Source organism: Spirochaeta lutea, assembly GCF_000758165.1.
GTDB classification, from domain to species: domain Bacteria; phylum Spirochaetota; class Spirochaetia; order DSM-27196; family Salinispiraceae; genus Spirochaeta_D; species Spirochaeta_D lutea.
In genome coordinates, this window is record NZ_JNUP01000071.1 from 10604 (window position 1) to 25742 (window position 15139).

Sequence of the window (15139 nt, forward strand, 5' to 3'; positions counted from 1 at the left end):
AAGAGTATAGCTTGCTGGAGCAGGTTGTCCAAATGCTTGGACAGAGTGATGAAAAGAAATTCGCCCGGTGAATTGAGATGGTTTTCAATGAGGCGATGAAGTTTGAGCGTATCGAAGCGCTTAAAGCTCAACCGTATGAGAGAACTAATGACCGCACCGGCTATGCCAATGGCTTTAAGAACAAGACGGTTTTGCTGGCAAATGGAAAGGTACTTCTGAAGGTCCCGCAGGTTCGTGGCGGCCTTGAGTTTTATCCTTCCAGCATAGAGAAGGGAATCAGGAGTGAGCGAGCCTTAAAACTCGCCATGGCCGAGATGTACGTGAAAGGGGTGAGCACCAGAAAGGTTTCTGACATCGTAGAAATCCTGTGCGGCTCTGCCATTTCTTCGTCACAGGTCAGCCGGGTATCAAAAGAACTGGATGAGGAGATCGCCGGTTGGAAGACTGAGAGCATCGGCCAAATTCAGTATCTGGTGCTGGATGCGACCTATCAGACGGTAAGGATGGGCAATAAGGCGACCAAAGCCGCGCTGTTAGTGGCCTTTGGAGTGGACTATGAGGGCCACCGGCATATTCTCGACGCTGAGGTGGCCTTCAATGAGGCCGAGATCAACTGGCGGCGCTTTCTGGAAGGCTTGGTAAAACGAGGTCTTCATGGTTTGAGAATGATCAGCTCTGATGACCATAGTGGACTGCGCTCGGCAATCGATGCGGTTTTCCCCGGGATTCTGTGTCAACGGTGACAATTCCATCTGCAGCAGAATGCTCGGAGTTTTGTCTCTCGAAAGGAGGATATCCCGGAAGTCCATTCGGACATCCGGCGGGTCTTCAATGCACCGGACCTTGAAAATGGCCGAACGATATTTACAGCAGCTGGTGGAAAAGTACCGAGAGCGTCAACCGCGCTTATCCCAGTGGGCAGACGAAAATCTACCGGAAGGGTTGTCGGTATTTCATGTACCGGAAAATCACCGGCGAAAATTGCGGACAACTAATCTTGCAGAACGTCAGATGCAGGAGATAAAGCGTCGGACAAAAGTAGTTGGGGTGTTTCCCAATCCGGAAGCATTGCTTCGCCTGGTCGGAGCGATGCTGATCGAACAGGAAGAGCAGTGGAATTCGGAGAAACGGTACTTACCAAAGGCGCTTGACCGGCCTGCTGAGACGGTAATTTACAGAAAGGGTGTTGCGTAATCTTTAAGAAAATTGCCACAGCTAGGAATATTGCTTTTAACAAACTTCCTGATGGGTTTCCATATCTATCATTAAGAGCCCGCACCTATTGAAATTGCAAAACCTCGTGTCCTTGACCAACCAACCCCTAATCGTATTCCCGTGAGGCTCATTCCAATTCTTACAAGGTATTCAAAATTTTGATAAATGTAGTCTGTTTGACCTGATTGGTTCATATCATAGGAAAGACCAGTAACAGAGCTAACTGCCACCAGACTGGATCCTATATGTCCATAGCTGTAGCCAATGCCTCCGATTATGTGTACCCAATCAAACAATTTGATTCCAACCTCTAAGGCAGGTGTTATGCCAATGCCTGAAAGGTGTTCACGAACGCTGTACGAATCATGAGGAATAGTGTAACTGAAATCAGGCTCAGGATATCCACCACTGGGTAAATCCACCGTTAAGTTTAATCCAATAGATATTAGGTTCTGAATAATGTCCCATCCGAGTGAACCTCCGAGGCTAAGAAGAATTTCATAGCCCAAGTCCTTGATTCCTTCATTAAATACATCCATGTTCCCAGAAAGAATTAAATCCCAATACGAGGGTCTTAGGTTACGACACAGGGCTCCGGTTTTGTACTCCTCACCAGAATCTTGCGCGGAAATAGCATACTGGACAATAAATATAAGAAACAGAAATATTATAAAACGCCGAGTCTGAGAATTAATTTTCAACTTTCCATTCTCCTTTAATCTATTTTGTTCATCACTCATTTATTCGCACATAGTTGATCCTGTGTCAGCCATGCTCAAAAAATCCCCTAAGGGACTACGGAAGTTGGACAAATTGATTCCACTTGGGTGATTCCTAATGGTTGAGTATCAAACTTCATCGGTACTACACGTTCAGAGCATCAAGAATCTCTGCAAGTGAATTCTTGGTTTTCAGTCTTTGTTGGTTGTTTCACTATTTATTTTGTACGAGTAGCAGAGGCGAAAATTCTACAACTTCTCCTTATAAATATTTAAGATATAAAAACAGAATTAATTAAATTATAAAGGTATCAGTTTGAAAAGCAAGCCCAATTATTTTTGAAAGTAAAAAACAGCTTGGCTTTCAACCCAATTGTACACAGTAAAGCCCAGATTTTACCATTTACCCAGATAGCTTTCTATTAAACCCACATTCCGCACCTCCTTGAACCGCCCCGACTTTACCGGAGACAAAAGCTTGTGAGAGGATGGAGTCATGGTAAAGAAAAACAGCAGGTTTTCCCAGGAAGTGCGGGAGCGGGCTGTACGGTTGGTGTTTGATTCATCGAATGAATATGGATCCCAATGGGCAGCAATCCAATCGATTACTTCGAAAATCGGATGTACGCCGGAAACCTTACGGCGTTGGGTACGGCAAGCGGAGAAGGAAAGCGGTGCTCGTGAAGGGATTACGACCGACGAGAAAGCTCGGATTAAACAGCTGGAGAAAGAGAACCGGGAGCTCAAGCGAGCCAATGAAATCCTGCGCCTTGCATCGGCATATTTCGCGAAGGCGGAGCTCGACCGCCCACAGAAGAAGTAGCTGCCTTTATTGATGAACACCGGGAGGTCTACGGAGTCGGGGCTGTTCGCGCGCGTAGCGCGCTGCTCGCCTATGCATCCTTACCGATCTGTGAAGTCATGCCAATCGCCCCATCGACCTACTACGAGTTAACCAGGCGTACTGAATATCCAGAAACTGCGCCGCCGCGTGTGCGCCGTGATGAAGCGCTCAAGCCCGAAATCCAGCGCATCTGGGACGAGAACTACCAGGTGCATGGAGCCCGAAAAGTATGGCACTAGATGATGCGTGAGGGCTTCAATGTGGCTAAATGCACCGTAGAACGCTTGATGCGGAGCCTTGGGCTGAAAGGAGTGGTTCGAGGCAGGCGAATTCGCACCACGATTCCGGATCAAACAGCTCCGCGGCCCTTGGACCTGGTGAACTGGGAGTTTGTTGCCAGCCGGCCGAACCAGTTGTGAGTTGGTGATTTTACGTACGTTGCGACCTGGAAGGGTTTGCGTATGTCGCCTTCATTATCGACGTGTTCGCCCGGATGATTGTGGGATGGGGTGTAGCATCCTCGATGAAGGTCGATCTAACCCTCGATGCACTCGAGCAAGCACTGTGGGTCAGACAAGTAAAACGGGGACTGATCTACCACAGTGATCGTGGTAGCCAATACCTGCCGATCAAGCATACCGAACGACGGGCCGATGAAGGCGTTGCCCCGTCGGTAGGAAGCGTTGGCAGTTCCTATGACAATGCGCTTGCTGAGTCGATTATCGGCCTGTTCAAGTCAGAAGTGATCTATAAACGCGGGCCCTGGAGAAATCTGGAGATGGTGGAATTCGCAATGCTGGAATGGGTGAACTGGTTCAATACAAAACGGCTACTGGAGCCGATCGGGTATACCACCCCTGCTGAGTTTGAGCAGGTGTATTATAATCAACGGGAAGTCACAGCCATAGGGACTGGACTCACATAAAATGCTCTCCGGGATTTCCGGGGCGGTTCAGTCTTTGGTAGTAGCCAATTACAAAACTCTGTTTTATAAGAAAATCAAAATTGCATTTTTTTCTAAAAGAAAGTCCGGAATCTTAATTTTTTCCTAAGAACATAAAGAACCTATGGTATATTTTCTGTATCGCAAAACCAAAAGGAGCAAATGCTATGCAGGGATTCAAACGCCTCTGGTTCGTTACTTTTATAGGTCTTGTACTCTTCGCTTCATGCACCATCGTACCGCCGCCTGAGGCGCCTACTGCCCGGATCGAAGTATACAATAACACAGGTGTAACCATTACCCTTCATATGGGTACGTATACCGACACCTCCTCGGTTCCCACCGCCTCCACTCCCGCCATTAGAACCGGTGAGAACTCCATTTTTGAGGTGGATGTTGAATTACCCTTTCATCTATGGTTCACCTATACATCGGGAGGGGTTCCATACTACATAAAGTTGTCCGATGAGGACTCGACTGCCGTGTTCGACCTGGACGAAGACAAGAACTACATCCTCATTCTCGGTGCGTCATCCTACGAATTCTATGAAAAAAGTATTGGCGACGGAGATGAGATACCGGACCCAACCCAGGTTAAAACACCGGTCATCAGCCCAGCCAGCGGTACCTTTACCGAAGCACAAACGGTTTCCATCACCACAGATACAACCGAAGCCACAATTTACTACACCACTGACGGATCCACACCGGACAGCACCGACACCGAGTACTCTACCCCATTTACCCTCGATATCCTGGGCACGACTACAGTCAAAGCCATAGCGGTGGTAGACGGTATGGTCGCCAGCGAGGTCGCGACCGCCACTATTGTTATTGAACTGCCATCCATCGACGTCGGGGCTGCTCTGGAGGATATCGTATACGATGCTGCTAACGACAAGGTGTATGCTATTGATTATTACAATAAGGAAGTCGTCATCATCGACCTGAACACAAAGGCGGTTGAATCTCAGACCTCTCTCACATACAAGCCGGTAGATCTGACCTATGATTCAGAGAATAACCGGTTGTTTATCATGAACTGGGGCTCCTCATTTGTGACAGAGTTCGATCTAGACACAAAAACGGTTACCCAGAACATTCCCTTCAGTTCAACTCCCCATAGTTCGGTGGACCCCGACAGCAGCGACCATAACGAAACCTTCCACATACAGTATGTCGATGGAATCCTCTATATCGTAGATTGTGTATGGGCCCCATCCCTACATGCCATAGATCTCAGCGAAAATAGTGTTACCGACTATACCGCATCCGGCATTGGTATCGGTGACCTTGCGTTTACCGCCGCTGGTAATGCCTTTTACTCCTGGTACCAGTATGGATGGGGTGCAGGATATGCAGGTTCGGATGTCCAGAAATACGCAATTGGGCCAGATGGCCTTACCGAGACCGGTGATTCAGAAATCGGCTATCCCGGCATGGCCCGTGATCCCTTGGACAGCCCCATATTCCTGGACGAGAGCGAGGCTAAGATTTTTGCAAAAACCCGTGTTTTTGATGCCGCCTCCCTCCAGTCCGTATACTATGATTTTGGTGAAGTGATCTACGCTATAGATCAGGCTAACAAGAGGATCGCCAGCAAAACAACGGTGTTTGAGTACGATACCTACAATGAGGTTGCAAAGGTTACTGCCGAAAGCATTGATCAGATGTTCTTCGATTCCAGCGGCACGCTGTGGATGCTTACCAATGAGGACGCCAAACTGTACTATCAGAATATCCAATAGGCATCAATCAGCGGTTTCATACGCCGCCCTCTGGGGCGGCTTTTTTTATGTATTCGGCTCCGCATATTCCTTGTCGAAGGCCCGGGTGAAGGCCTCCGGGGATCCGTACTGGTATTTTAATGCCAGGTCGATAACCTTCCCCCTACCAAGGAGCAGCTCCGCCCCGGCCTCAGCGAGCCGCCGTGTTTGTACATATTTATACAGCGAATGGCCCGCTGGATGGCTTGATAGTAATTCATCAGTTACACCATACCTAGCCTGAAGGCACCTGTCCACTCGGGCATTGTACCTGAGAAGGGGCTGCTGACTAGGCGCCGAAAGATCCGTTGAGTACGTACCGGCCAGAAACCCTTTGTTCACCATGGGGACGGATGGTGAGCATCAGCTTTTCAAGCGGCCCCGCTCTACTCTCCCGCCAGCTCTAAAATCCGGGCCTTCATGGCCTGGTTTATTCCGAAGGTTTCATCGGCCCATTCGACGAGGAAGACGGCGCTTTGGGGAATGGCGTGGTAGCCCCGGAGCAGCCCGTCCAGTACCGGGGTCCATGAGGGGTAGCGGCTTTCAAAACGCCGGTCGCGGTTATAGGCGTCCGGCGGAACCGGGGCAGGATCCAGGGTGAGTTCCGCCAGCTCCAGGACCCGGTCAAGACAGTAGCCCTGGATGAAGCGCCAGGCAGAGAGGGTTTCGCCCCGGCGGTAGCGGCAGAGCCCCACGTAGAGGCAGGTGATCAGCTCGCCAAGTACGTACTCCCGGGATGCAGGTTTCTCTAGGGTGCCGGCGGTGCTGACCGGGGTCAGGCAGGCGGTGTCGAACCCGGCCCGGGACCAGATTACCCTGCCGGGACTGAAGGGAATGGCAGCGAGCTCCTGGGGCTCGAAGATTGCCATCTCAGCAAAAATGCCGTCCTTAAAGAGCAGTTTGAAGCCGTCGGCTGTATTTTGAAAGAGGTAGCTCACCGGATGGGCCTGGGAGAGCCAGGCGGTATCGCCGAGCCACCGGGCCTTGGCGCCCTTTTGAACAATGGCGAAAAAATCCAGATCGGACCATTGGTCCAGGCGCTGGGTTTCCACCCCCACGGATCCCAGGCCCAGGAGCGCAAGTCCTTCGGGATGAGCCTCCAGAACCCGGGCTATATCCTGGAGACGCTGCTCCAGCTGTTCTACTGTATTCATACTACCCCCCGTATCATGGCTGTTATCATAGCCCGGGCCCGGGACATTGTTCCAGTCATTTCCGGGAGGCTGGCAACGCCTCGTATAGTGCGCAAAACTTGATGGATACACTCATGAATTTTATACTGGAACCATGGAACAACGAGTAGAAGAAATCCTGGATCGCCTGAAATCCCTGGGAGATTCGAAGGTTCGGGAGCGAAATGCAAAGGCGGGGGCGGGTGAAAATCAGTTCGGACTGCGGATGGGGGATATCCGCAAGCTGGCGAAGGAGCTGAAGACCGATCACAACCTGGGGTTGGCCCTCTGGCAGACCGGAAACATCGATGCCCGGTACCTAGCGATTCTCCTTATGAAACCCAAGGAGCTGTCTGCCGCCCAGGTTGAAGAAATGATGGCTCAGGCCGATTTTACCGGTGTGGCGGACTGGTTTATTTCCTATGTGATTAAAAAGCATCCCGACCGGGAGGCCCTGCGTCAGAAATGGATGGAGGATGATAACCCCTGGACGGCCAGGGCGGGATGGAGCCTTACCGCGGCAAGGGTGGAGAAGGAACCCCAGGGGCTGGATATTCCCGGATTGCTGGAGCGGATCGAGGCAGAGATGAATGAAGCGCCGGAGCAGGTCCGGTGGACCATGAATTTCTGTCTGGCGGGCATTGGAATCAACCTGGAAGAGTACCGCCAGCGGGCCCTGTCCATCGGCGAATCCCTGGGAGCCTACCGGGATTACCCGGTGCCCAAGGGCTGCACCTCCCCCTTCGCCCCGGAATGGATCCGGGAGATGGTGGGGCGCCGGGGATAAGAACCGGCCTGGAAAACCGGATATGCTGACCTGCCGCCCGGCGCCGGGGGAACCAGCCCGGTCCGACAACCTAGGGGTTGAAGGTGGCCGAGCAAGGAAGGGTTCAGGAAGCCGACCCTAGGTAATGTGCCGGGGCTCCGGACCGGTGTAGAGGGCCTTGGGACGGTAGAGGCGGTTATCCACCCGCTGCTCAAGGATGTGGGCAAGCCAGCCTGCCGCCCGGCTCATGGCGAAAATGGGGGTGAACAGGCCCTTGGGGATTCCCAGGAGCCGGTAGATGGCCCCGGAGAAGAAGTCCACGTTGGGGTAGATGGGTTTGCCCTTTTCGGCCATCCGGCGGGCCATGGAGGTTTCCAGGGCCTTGAGGATATCGTAGTAGTGGCGGTCGCCGGTTTGTTCGGAGAGTTTTTCCAGGAATCCCTCCATGATGACGGCCCGGGGATCCTTAGCACGGTACACCCGGTGGCCCATGCCCATGATCTTCCGGCCCGAGGCCAAGGCGTGATCCAGCCAGGGTTCCACCGCCGAGGCAGAACCGATTTCTTCCACCATATCCACCACCTTCTCGTTCGCGCCGCCGTGAAGGCTGCCGTAGAGGGCGCCGATGGCCCCGCTGATGCTGGAGTAGCAGGTACTCTGGGTGCTGGCTATAACCCGGGCGGTAAAGGTTGATGCGTTAAAGCTATGGTCGGCATGGAGGACTAGGGCGGTGTCCATTATCCGCCCCTCCTCCGGGCTGGGTTCTTCGCCCCGGAGCATGTACAGGAAGTTGGCCCCGTGGCTCAGATTGCGCCGGGGGGGCACGTACTCGAGACCCTGGCTGATCCGGTGGTAGGCGGCAATAACGCTGGCCAACTGGGCCACCTGGTGCAGGGTGTCCCGGCAGTTGCAGTGGGGTCCATGGTGAATCCGATGTTCCACGTAGGCCGAGAGGTATGCAATGACGGATTGCAGGAGCTCCATGGGATGGCTGCCCCGGGGAAAGTTCCGGATCATCTGCAGAATGGGCTCGGAAAGGTCCCGGGCGTTTCGCATCTTGGCGCTGAATAGAATGGATTGCTCGGTATCGGGCAGCTCGCCGTTGATAAGGAGGTAAACCACCTCTTCGTAGCTCTTGTTCTCGGCGAGTTCCGCAATGGGATAGCCCCGGTAATAGAGCTGTCCGGCCTCGCCGTCAACCTTACTGATGGACGTTTCTCCTGCAATGACTCCCTCCAGCCCCTTGGCGTAACTGGGCTTCTCTTGGTCTGACATGGTGTTACCTCTTTCGTTTTGGATTTGTGCTATGGATGCTCCGGCCGTCGACGGACAGGGCAGCTTCTTTGACCGCCTCGCTCAGGGTGGGATGGGCGTGGACGATCCGGGCAAGATCCTCGCTGCTGCCTCCCATTTCCATAAGAACGACGATCTCGGCGATCAGGTCCGAGGCTCCCGGGCCCAGGATATGGGCTCCGAGAATCCGGTCGGTCTTCTCGTGGGCATAGATAATCACCTGCCCGGCGGTATGACCCATGGCCAGGGCCCGGCCGTTGGCCAGAAAGGAGAAACTTCCCTTCCGGTAGGGAATATCCCGCTCCTTGAGCTGTGCCTCGGTGAGTCCCGTCATGGCTGCCTCGGGCCAGGTGTACACCACCCCGGGAATAACCTGGTAGTTCACATGCCCGGCCTGACCGGCCAGAATCTCCGCCAGGGCGGCCCCTTCCTCTTCAGCCTTATGGGCCAGCATGGGTCCGGGCACCAGATCGCCGATGGCGTAAATACCCTCCAGGGGTTCATTCCCGGAGAGAACCTGCCACCGGTCGTTCACGGGAAGAAACCCTCCCCGGCCCGGCTGAACCCCCAGGGCCTCCAAACCCAGCCCCCGGGTACGGGGCCGGCGTCCCACGGAAACCAGGAGGCGGTCCAGGGTTAGAGACTGCTCCCCCTTCCCGGGCTGCCCGGTATTCCCGGTGCGCCCGGCCCCGGCGTTGTCCCGGGCCGGGGATGCGTCACCGGCTGAGGTGCCGGCGGCCGGCTCCCGGGGCTCTAGGGCCACCTGGATGGTCTTCTTGTTCTTTTTCATAATCCGGGCCTTGGTACCCAGATGGAAGTGGATCCCCAGCCCTTCAAGCTGTTTTTTCAGCTGGCCGGCAATCCGGGGTTCCCAGCCGGGTAGAATCTGATCGGTTAGTTCGAATACCGTTACCTGACTGCCCAGCCGGGCCCAGAGGCTGGCCATCTCCAGGCCGATGATGCCGCCCCCCACTATTCCCAGGCGTTTGGGAACCGACTGCAGGGCCAGGGCGTGGGTGCTGGACAGAACCAGGTTCCCGTCAAAAGCCATTCCCGGGAGGTCCGCCGGTTCGCTACCCGTAGCCAGGATGACCTGCCGGGCCGTAATCCGGGTCACCCCGGGGTTCCCGGCGAAGGGATCAAGATCCGCCGGCAGATCGCCCTGGGGGTCCTCACCCCCGGCGTCAACCGACGCTATCTCCACCTCAGCGCCGCCCCCGGGAAGGGCTCGGGCAATCCGGGCGAATCCCTGAATCACCCTAATCCCCGCGGCAGATACCAATCCGCCCACCCCCCGGGTCAGCTGCTCCACCACCTGGTCCTTCCGGGCCATCATGGCCGGCAGATCCAGGGTAACCCCGGACACCGAGATACCGTGGCTGTCCAGGCCGTGGCGGGTATGATGGTAGTGTTCCGAGCTGTTCAGAAGGGCCTTGGAGGGAATGCATCCCACATTCAAACAGGTACCTCCCAGGGTCGGACGCCGATCAATGAGGGTTACAGATATACCCAGCTGGGCAGCCCGTAGAGCGGCCACATAGCCCCCGGGGCCCGCCCCGATTATTACCAGCTGATCCTCCCGGGGCGCATCGCCCTGCTGCTGGGCCGATTCGCCTGGGCCGGGAGTTTCGGCAGCCCGGGATGATCCGCCTGGTCCGGGAGTCTTGGATGTCCGGGGCGATCCGCCCGGCTCCTGTGATCCCGCGGTCTGGCCAGGACCCGGACCGGCTGTACCCCGGGATGGTGCTGCATTGGGTTGTTGGTTATCAGATCGGGTTGACATGGATCCTCCTTATCATCGTTCCCCTGGTTCTCCCATGGGCCCATCCATGGAAGCTCTTCATTCCGGCAGCCTACTGAAGGGGTGCCTGCTGCTGCCGGGGCCGCGGACTGGTAGTATTCCGAGCCCCTAAAACCCGGTAGCCCGGGCTGGGGTGTCTCCTGGTGACCAGGCTCTGTCCCGGGGCGGGTTTGCCGGGGTCGGGCTCTTTGGATTTATAATCCCAGAATCATCCGGGAGGGGTCTTCCAGCTGCTGCTTGAGATGCATCAGAAAACTGATGGCCTCCTTGCCGTCGATCATGCGGTGATCGTAGGTCAGGGCCAGGTACATCATGGGCCGGGCAACGATCTGGCCGTCCCGGACCACGGGCCGCTCCTGGATGGTGTGCATCCCCAGGACCGCCGTCTGGGGCGGGTTGGGGATGGGGGTGGAGAGCATGGAACCGAACACCCCGCCGTTGCTCACCGTAAAGGTGCCTCCCAGAAGATCATCGGGCAGCAGACGCTTAGCCTGGGCCTTTTGGCCGTAATCCAGAATCTGGGCCTCAATCTGGGCGAAGCTCAGGGTCTCACAACTGCGCAGAACCGGGGTAATCAGTCCGCGTTCGGTGCTCATGGCCACTCCGATGTCGGCGTAATCGTGGTAGATAATATCCTCACCGTCGATGAAGGCGTTCACCCCCGGGAAGGCCTGGAGCGCGCTGACCGCCGCCTTAATAAAGAAACTCATGAACCCCAGGCGAACCCCGTAGCGTTTCTCAAAATCCGCCTTGTACCGGCTGCGGATCTCCATAACCGCCGACATATCCACCTCGTTGAAGGTGGTCAGGTGGGCGGCGCTCTGTTTGCTTTCCACCAGACGCTGGGCTATCCGCTTCCGGATAGTGGTCATTGGAACCCGGCGTTCCTGGCGGTCTGCTTCCTGGGCAGAGGTTTGGTTCCAGGGTGATTCCCATGCCCCGGCATTCCCGGCCTGGCCTCTGGCTGCCGGAGCGGCCGATGCGCTACCCGGTGCCTGGCCGGCCGCTGCTCCGGACCCGGCGGTTCCCCTAGCCCCTGAGCTGCCTGCAGGCTCGGCTTGGGGACCCCGGCCGGCTGCACCGGCTCCGGGCTGGGAGCCCGAAGAGGCGGGAGCCCCGGCTGAATCCAGGTAGGATAGCACATCCTCCTTGAGCAGCCGGCCGCCGGGGCCGCTGGCGGGAATGGCCCCGGGGTCCAGCCGGTGCTCGGCAACGAGCTTGCGGACTGCGGGGCTCAGATCGTCCAGGGCCGGGGCTGGGGAAGCACCCGAACCGGATGAGGACGGGGCATTCGAATCACCTTGGGCCTGCTCCGCCGCTGCCGAATCCGAGGCTGAGGCCTGGGTATCGATCTGGGCGACTACTGCTCCGACATCAACCTCCTGGCCTTCTTCGGCCTGGATATGGAGCACCCCGGCGTGCTGACTGGGTACGGCCATGGTGGCCTTATCGGTTTCCAGCTCGAAGAGCTCGTCCCCCTCCTGAACGTATTCGCCGTCCTTTTTCAGCCAGAGGGCGAGGATGCCCGAGCTTACCGATTCGCCGACTTCCGGTACTGTGATTTCAATCATTCCAATCTCCTATGCAAAGGCCTGATCCAAGAGGGCCTGAAGTTCTTCAACATGCTGTTTGTGGCTGCCCGTGGCAGGGCTGGCCCCGCTGGGACGTCCGGCGTAGGCCAGGCGGATTCCCCGGGGTACAAAGTCCGGGAAGCGCTGGAATATGAAATACCAGGCTCCGCGGTTCCGGCTTTCTTCCTGAACCCAGCGGAAATGCCGGGCCTCGTTATACCGATGGCAGATGAGGTACAGGTCTTCCTGGGGGAAGGGGTACAGCTGCTCTACCCGGATAATGGCGACCCTGCCGGCCATCTGGCGTTTTTCCCGCTCCTGCACCAGGTCGTAGTAGACCTTACCGCTGCACAGCAGCACCACTTCTTCCTCCCCCGTGGCCTGATCGTCGTCGATGACGGGAACAAAGCGGCCCGAGGTCATGTCCTGCACGGATGAGCGGGCGGCCTTGTGGCGCAGCAGGCTCTTGGGGGTCATGACGATGAGGGGTTTGCGGAAGCTTTGGTGTACTTGTTTGCGCAGCAGGTGGAAGTACTGGGCCGGGGCGGTGGGGTTTACCACCTGGATGTTGCTCTCGGCGCAGAGGCTTAAAAAGCGTTCCAGGTGGGCGCTGGAGTGTTCCGGGCCCTGGCCCTCGTAGCCGTGGGGCAGGAGCATGACCAGTCCGCTGGACCGGAACCATTTGGTGTCCCCGGCTACGATGAACTGGTCGATGATAACCTGGGCTCCGTTTACGAAGTCACCGAACTGGGCCTCCCACTGGATCAGGGCATCGGGCAGGGCCAGACTGTAGCCGTACTCAAAGCCCAGCACCGAAAACTCGCTCAAGGGGCTGTCGTAGGCGGCGAAGAATCCCTGCTGTTCGGTGATGTGGCGCAGGGGCACGTAGCTAGTGGGTACCTCCGAACTGGTATCCCACCAGACAGCGTGGCGCTGGCTGAAGGTTCCCCGCTGGCAGTCCTCCCCGGATAACCGCACAGGATAGCCGTCCAACAGGATGGTGCCCCAGGCCAGGCTCTCGGCAAAGGCCCAGTCCACCCGGTCTTCGGTGCTGTACTGGGCCCAGCGGTCCTTTACAAAGCGCTGGAGCTTCGGATGGGGGGTAAATCCCTCGGGAATGGTGGTCAGGGTTCGGGCGATGGCGTCCAGGGTCTCCCGGGGCACGGCGGTGTCCACGGGATCGAAGGAGTAGCCCCGGCGGTATTTGGTCCAAATGCCTTGCTGGAAGGCGTCATCCAGCTGGGGCACGTATTCCCCCTTGGCATTTTCCAGCTCGGATTTGAGGAAGTTTTTGTACTCCGTCCCGTAGGCGTCCTGGTCATCCTGACTCCAGATTCCCTGTTGTGCCAGGCGGCGGCCGTAGAGGGTGCGTACGCTCTCGTGCTGGGCGATGAGGTTGTACATCTTCGGATGGGTGAAGCTCGGTTCGTCCGCCTCGTTATGGCCCAGGCGGCGGTAACAGATCATGTCCACCACCACGTCCGTGGCGAACTTCTGACGGAACCGGATGGCCAGGTCCACAGCCCGGATAACCGCTTCGGGGTCGTCGCCGTTCACGTGGAAGATGGGAATGTTAATCGACTTGGCAATGTCGGTGGCAAAGAAGGTGGATCGGGCATCCCGGCTGGCGGTGGTAAACCCGATCTGGTTGTTGACGATCAGGTGCACCGTGCCGCCGGTTCGGTATCCCTTGAGCTGGCTCAGGTTCAGGGTCTCGCTGACCACCCCCTGGCCGCTGAAGGCTGCATCACCATGAATAAGAATTGGCACGACCTTCTTGCGCTGACGGTCGCCCCGGCGGCGTTGGATGCCCCGGGTCTTCCCTTCCACCACGGGATCCACGGCCTCCAGGTGACTGGGGTTAGCCACCAGGCTCACGTGGATGGTTTTGCCCGTTTCCTCGTCATGGTAATCGTAACTGTATCCCAGATGGTATTTTACATCTCCGCTCCCCCCGTAGCTATGGGGGGTGTAGGTATCCACAAAGGCGGAGAAGATCTCCACCGGCGCCTTGCCGATGGCATTACAGAGCACGTTCAGCCTTCCCCGGTGGGCCATGCCGAATACCAGCTCCTGGACGCCGTGGCTGGCCGCCTCGCCCACCAGGAACCGGAGAGCGGGAATGAGGGTTTCCGCTCCTTCGAGACTGAACCGCTTCTGCCCGATGAAGTTGGTGTGAATGAAGGACTCAAACTCCTCGGCCCGGATGAGGTTCCGCTGGAAGGCTATCTTGTGGTCCACAGACCAGCCCTGCTGGGCCTTCTCACCCTCCAGATGGTTGATGAGCCACTTACGCATGACCTTGTTCTGGATGTGGAGAATCTCCGCGCCCATGGTACTGCAGTAGATGGACTTCATCCGGTCGATGATATCCGACAGGGGCATGATGGTGGGATGCAGGTACTTGCCCGCGTAGAACTCCCGGGACAGATCTTCCTGGGTCAGCCCGAACTCCTCCAGGGTCAGGCTCTCGTAGTCCCCCTCAATACTGAAAAACTGGTAGTACTGCTCGGGGGTCATGTAGCCTTCCAGGGGATTGAGCTTGGCATAGAGGTAGCCGATATCCCGGTAGGCCCAGATCAGGGAGTTAACCCGACCCTGGCGGATGAGGGTCACGGGATCCCAGGATCCGCTGTCGGTTCCTCCGGAGCCTCCGGCTACCCCGGGTGCCCCCGCGGCAGCTCCCCTTCCCCCGGGGAACCCTGCCCGTCCCAGGGACGGGGGAAGCACCTCCCGGGGCGGCATCCGGTGCCGGGGTACCACATCGTTTACCACGACTCCCGGGGAATCCGCCGAACCCGTCTGTCCCGTCTTGCCCGGAGCCCTTTCCGCACCGGCCCCGGAGGCTGGGCCGGCACCACCCGGCTCGCTGGAACCCCCGGACCCGGGGGCGGTTCCGGGGGTAGATCCCCCTGCTCCGGTGTCTCCGTATTCATAGCCCTGGAAGATCCGCTGCCACTGGGGGTCCACGGAGTTCGGCTCCGCCTTCCACTGTAGGTATAACTCTTCGACGTAGGGAGAAAACTCCATGCCTTGGGGATTGTTCATG

Annotated in this window: 9 protein-coding genes, 2 pseudogenes and 1 other annotated feature; of the genes and pseudogenes, 4 read left to right on the forward strand and 7 right to left on the reverse strand. The window is 57.0% G+C overall.

The features are described from left to right. Positions 1-1194, forward strand: a pseudogene (locus tag DC28_RS16965) (IS256 family transposase); the annotation flags it as partial. 71 nt (positions 1195-1265) lie between these two features. Here the strand turns inward: DC28_RS16965 and DC28_RS12760 are convergent. Then, positions 1266-1955 carry a hypothetical protein gene (locus tag DC28_RS12760; RefSeq protein WP_037549421.1) on the reverse strand — a complete coding sequence of 230 codons (690 nt, stop codon included), beginning with the start codon at positions 1953-1955 and terminating at the stop codon, positions 1266-1268. 475 nt (positions 1956-2430) lie between these two features. Between DC28_RS12760 and DC28_RS12770 the strand changes: the two are divergent. Both DC28_RS12770 and DC28_RS12775 read left to right on the forward strand, forming a co-directional pair. Then, positions 2431-3703 (forward strand): annotated as a pseudogene (locus tag DC28_RS12770) (IS3 family transposase). Next, positions 2712-2822: a sequence feature (AL1L pseudoknot), on the forward strand. It overlaps the preceding pseudogene by 111 nt. A gap of 185 nt (positions 3704-3888) precedes the next feature. Then, the gene (locus DC28_RS12775) at positions 3889-5469 is read left to right on the forward strand and encodes a chitobiase/beta-hexosaminidase C-terminal domain-containing protein (RefSeq protein ID WP_037549426.1); all 1581 of its coding nucleotides are present in this window, start codon (positions 3889-3891) and stop codon (positions 5467-5469) included. Positions 5470-5514: 45 nt separating this feature from the next. Here the strand turns inward: DC28_RS12775 and DC28_RS12780 are convergent, their stop codons facing one another. Further along, a complete protein-coding gene (locus DC28_RS12780; protein ID WP_156104689.1) occupies positions 5515-5745 on the reverse strand; it encodes a helix-turn-helix transcriptional regulator in 231 nt (76 codons plus the stop codon). 128 nt (positions 5746-5873) lie between these two features. Beyond that, the gene (locus DC28_RS12785) at positions 5874-6641 is read right to left on the reverse strand and encodes a hypothetical protein (protein WP_037549431.1); all 768 of its coding nucleotides are present in this window, start codon (positions 6639-6641) and stop codon (positions 5874-5876) included. A 133-nt stretch (positions 6642-6774) separates the two neighbouring features. Here DC28_RS12785 and DC28_RS12790 point away from each other — a divergent pair, with 133 nt between their 5' ends. Then, the gene (locus DC28_RS12790) at positions 6775-7446 is read left to right on the forward strand and encodes a DNA alkylation repair protein (protein WP_037549434.1); all 672 of its coding nucleotides are present in this window, start codon (positions 6775-6777) and stop codon (positions 7444-7446) included. A 117-nt stretch (positions 7447-7563) separates the two neighbouring features. On the opposite strand, the gene DC28_RS12795 is transcribed toward DC28_RS12790, so the two are convergent. The 4 genes from DC28_RS12795 to DC28_RS12810 all read right to left on the reverse strand — a co-directional run bounded on the left by DC28_RS12795 (position 7564) and on the right by DC28_RS12810 (position 15138). Beyond that, entirely contained in the window at positions 7564-8700 is a 1137-nt protein-coding gene (locus DC28_RS12795) for a citrate/2-methylcitrate synthase (protein WP_037549437.1), read from the reverse strand. A 4-nt stretch (positions 8701-8704) separates the two neighbouring features. Further along, positions 8705-10501: an FAD-dependent oxidoreductase gene (locus DC28_RS12800; protein WP_052078881.1), complete on the reverse strand. Its 1797-nt coding sequence runs from the start codon at positions 10499-10501 to the stop codon at positions 8705-8707. Between the two features lie 212 nt (positions 10502-10713). Next, a complete protein-coding gene (gene odhB / locus DC28_RS12805; RefSeq protein ID WP_037549440.1) occupies positions 10714-12090 on the reverse strand; it encodes a 2-oxoglutarate dehydrogenase complex dihydrolipoyllysine-residue succinyltransferase in 1377 nt (458 codons plus the stop codon). 9 nt (positions 12091-12099) lie between these two features. Continuing rightward, positions 12100-15138, reverse strand: coding sequence for a 2-oxoglutarate dehydrogenase E1 component (locus DC28_RS12810; protein ID WP_037549443.1), 3039 nt, complete (start codon positions 15136-15138; stop codon positions 12100-12102). Position 15139: the final 1 nt, after the last annotated feature.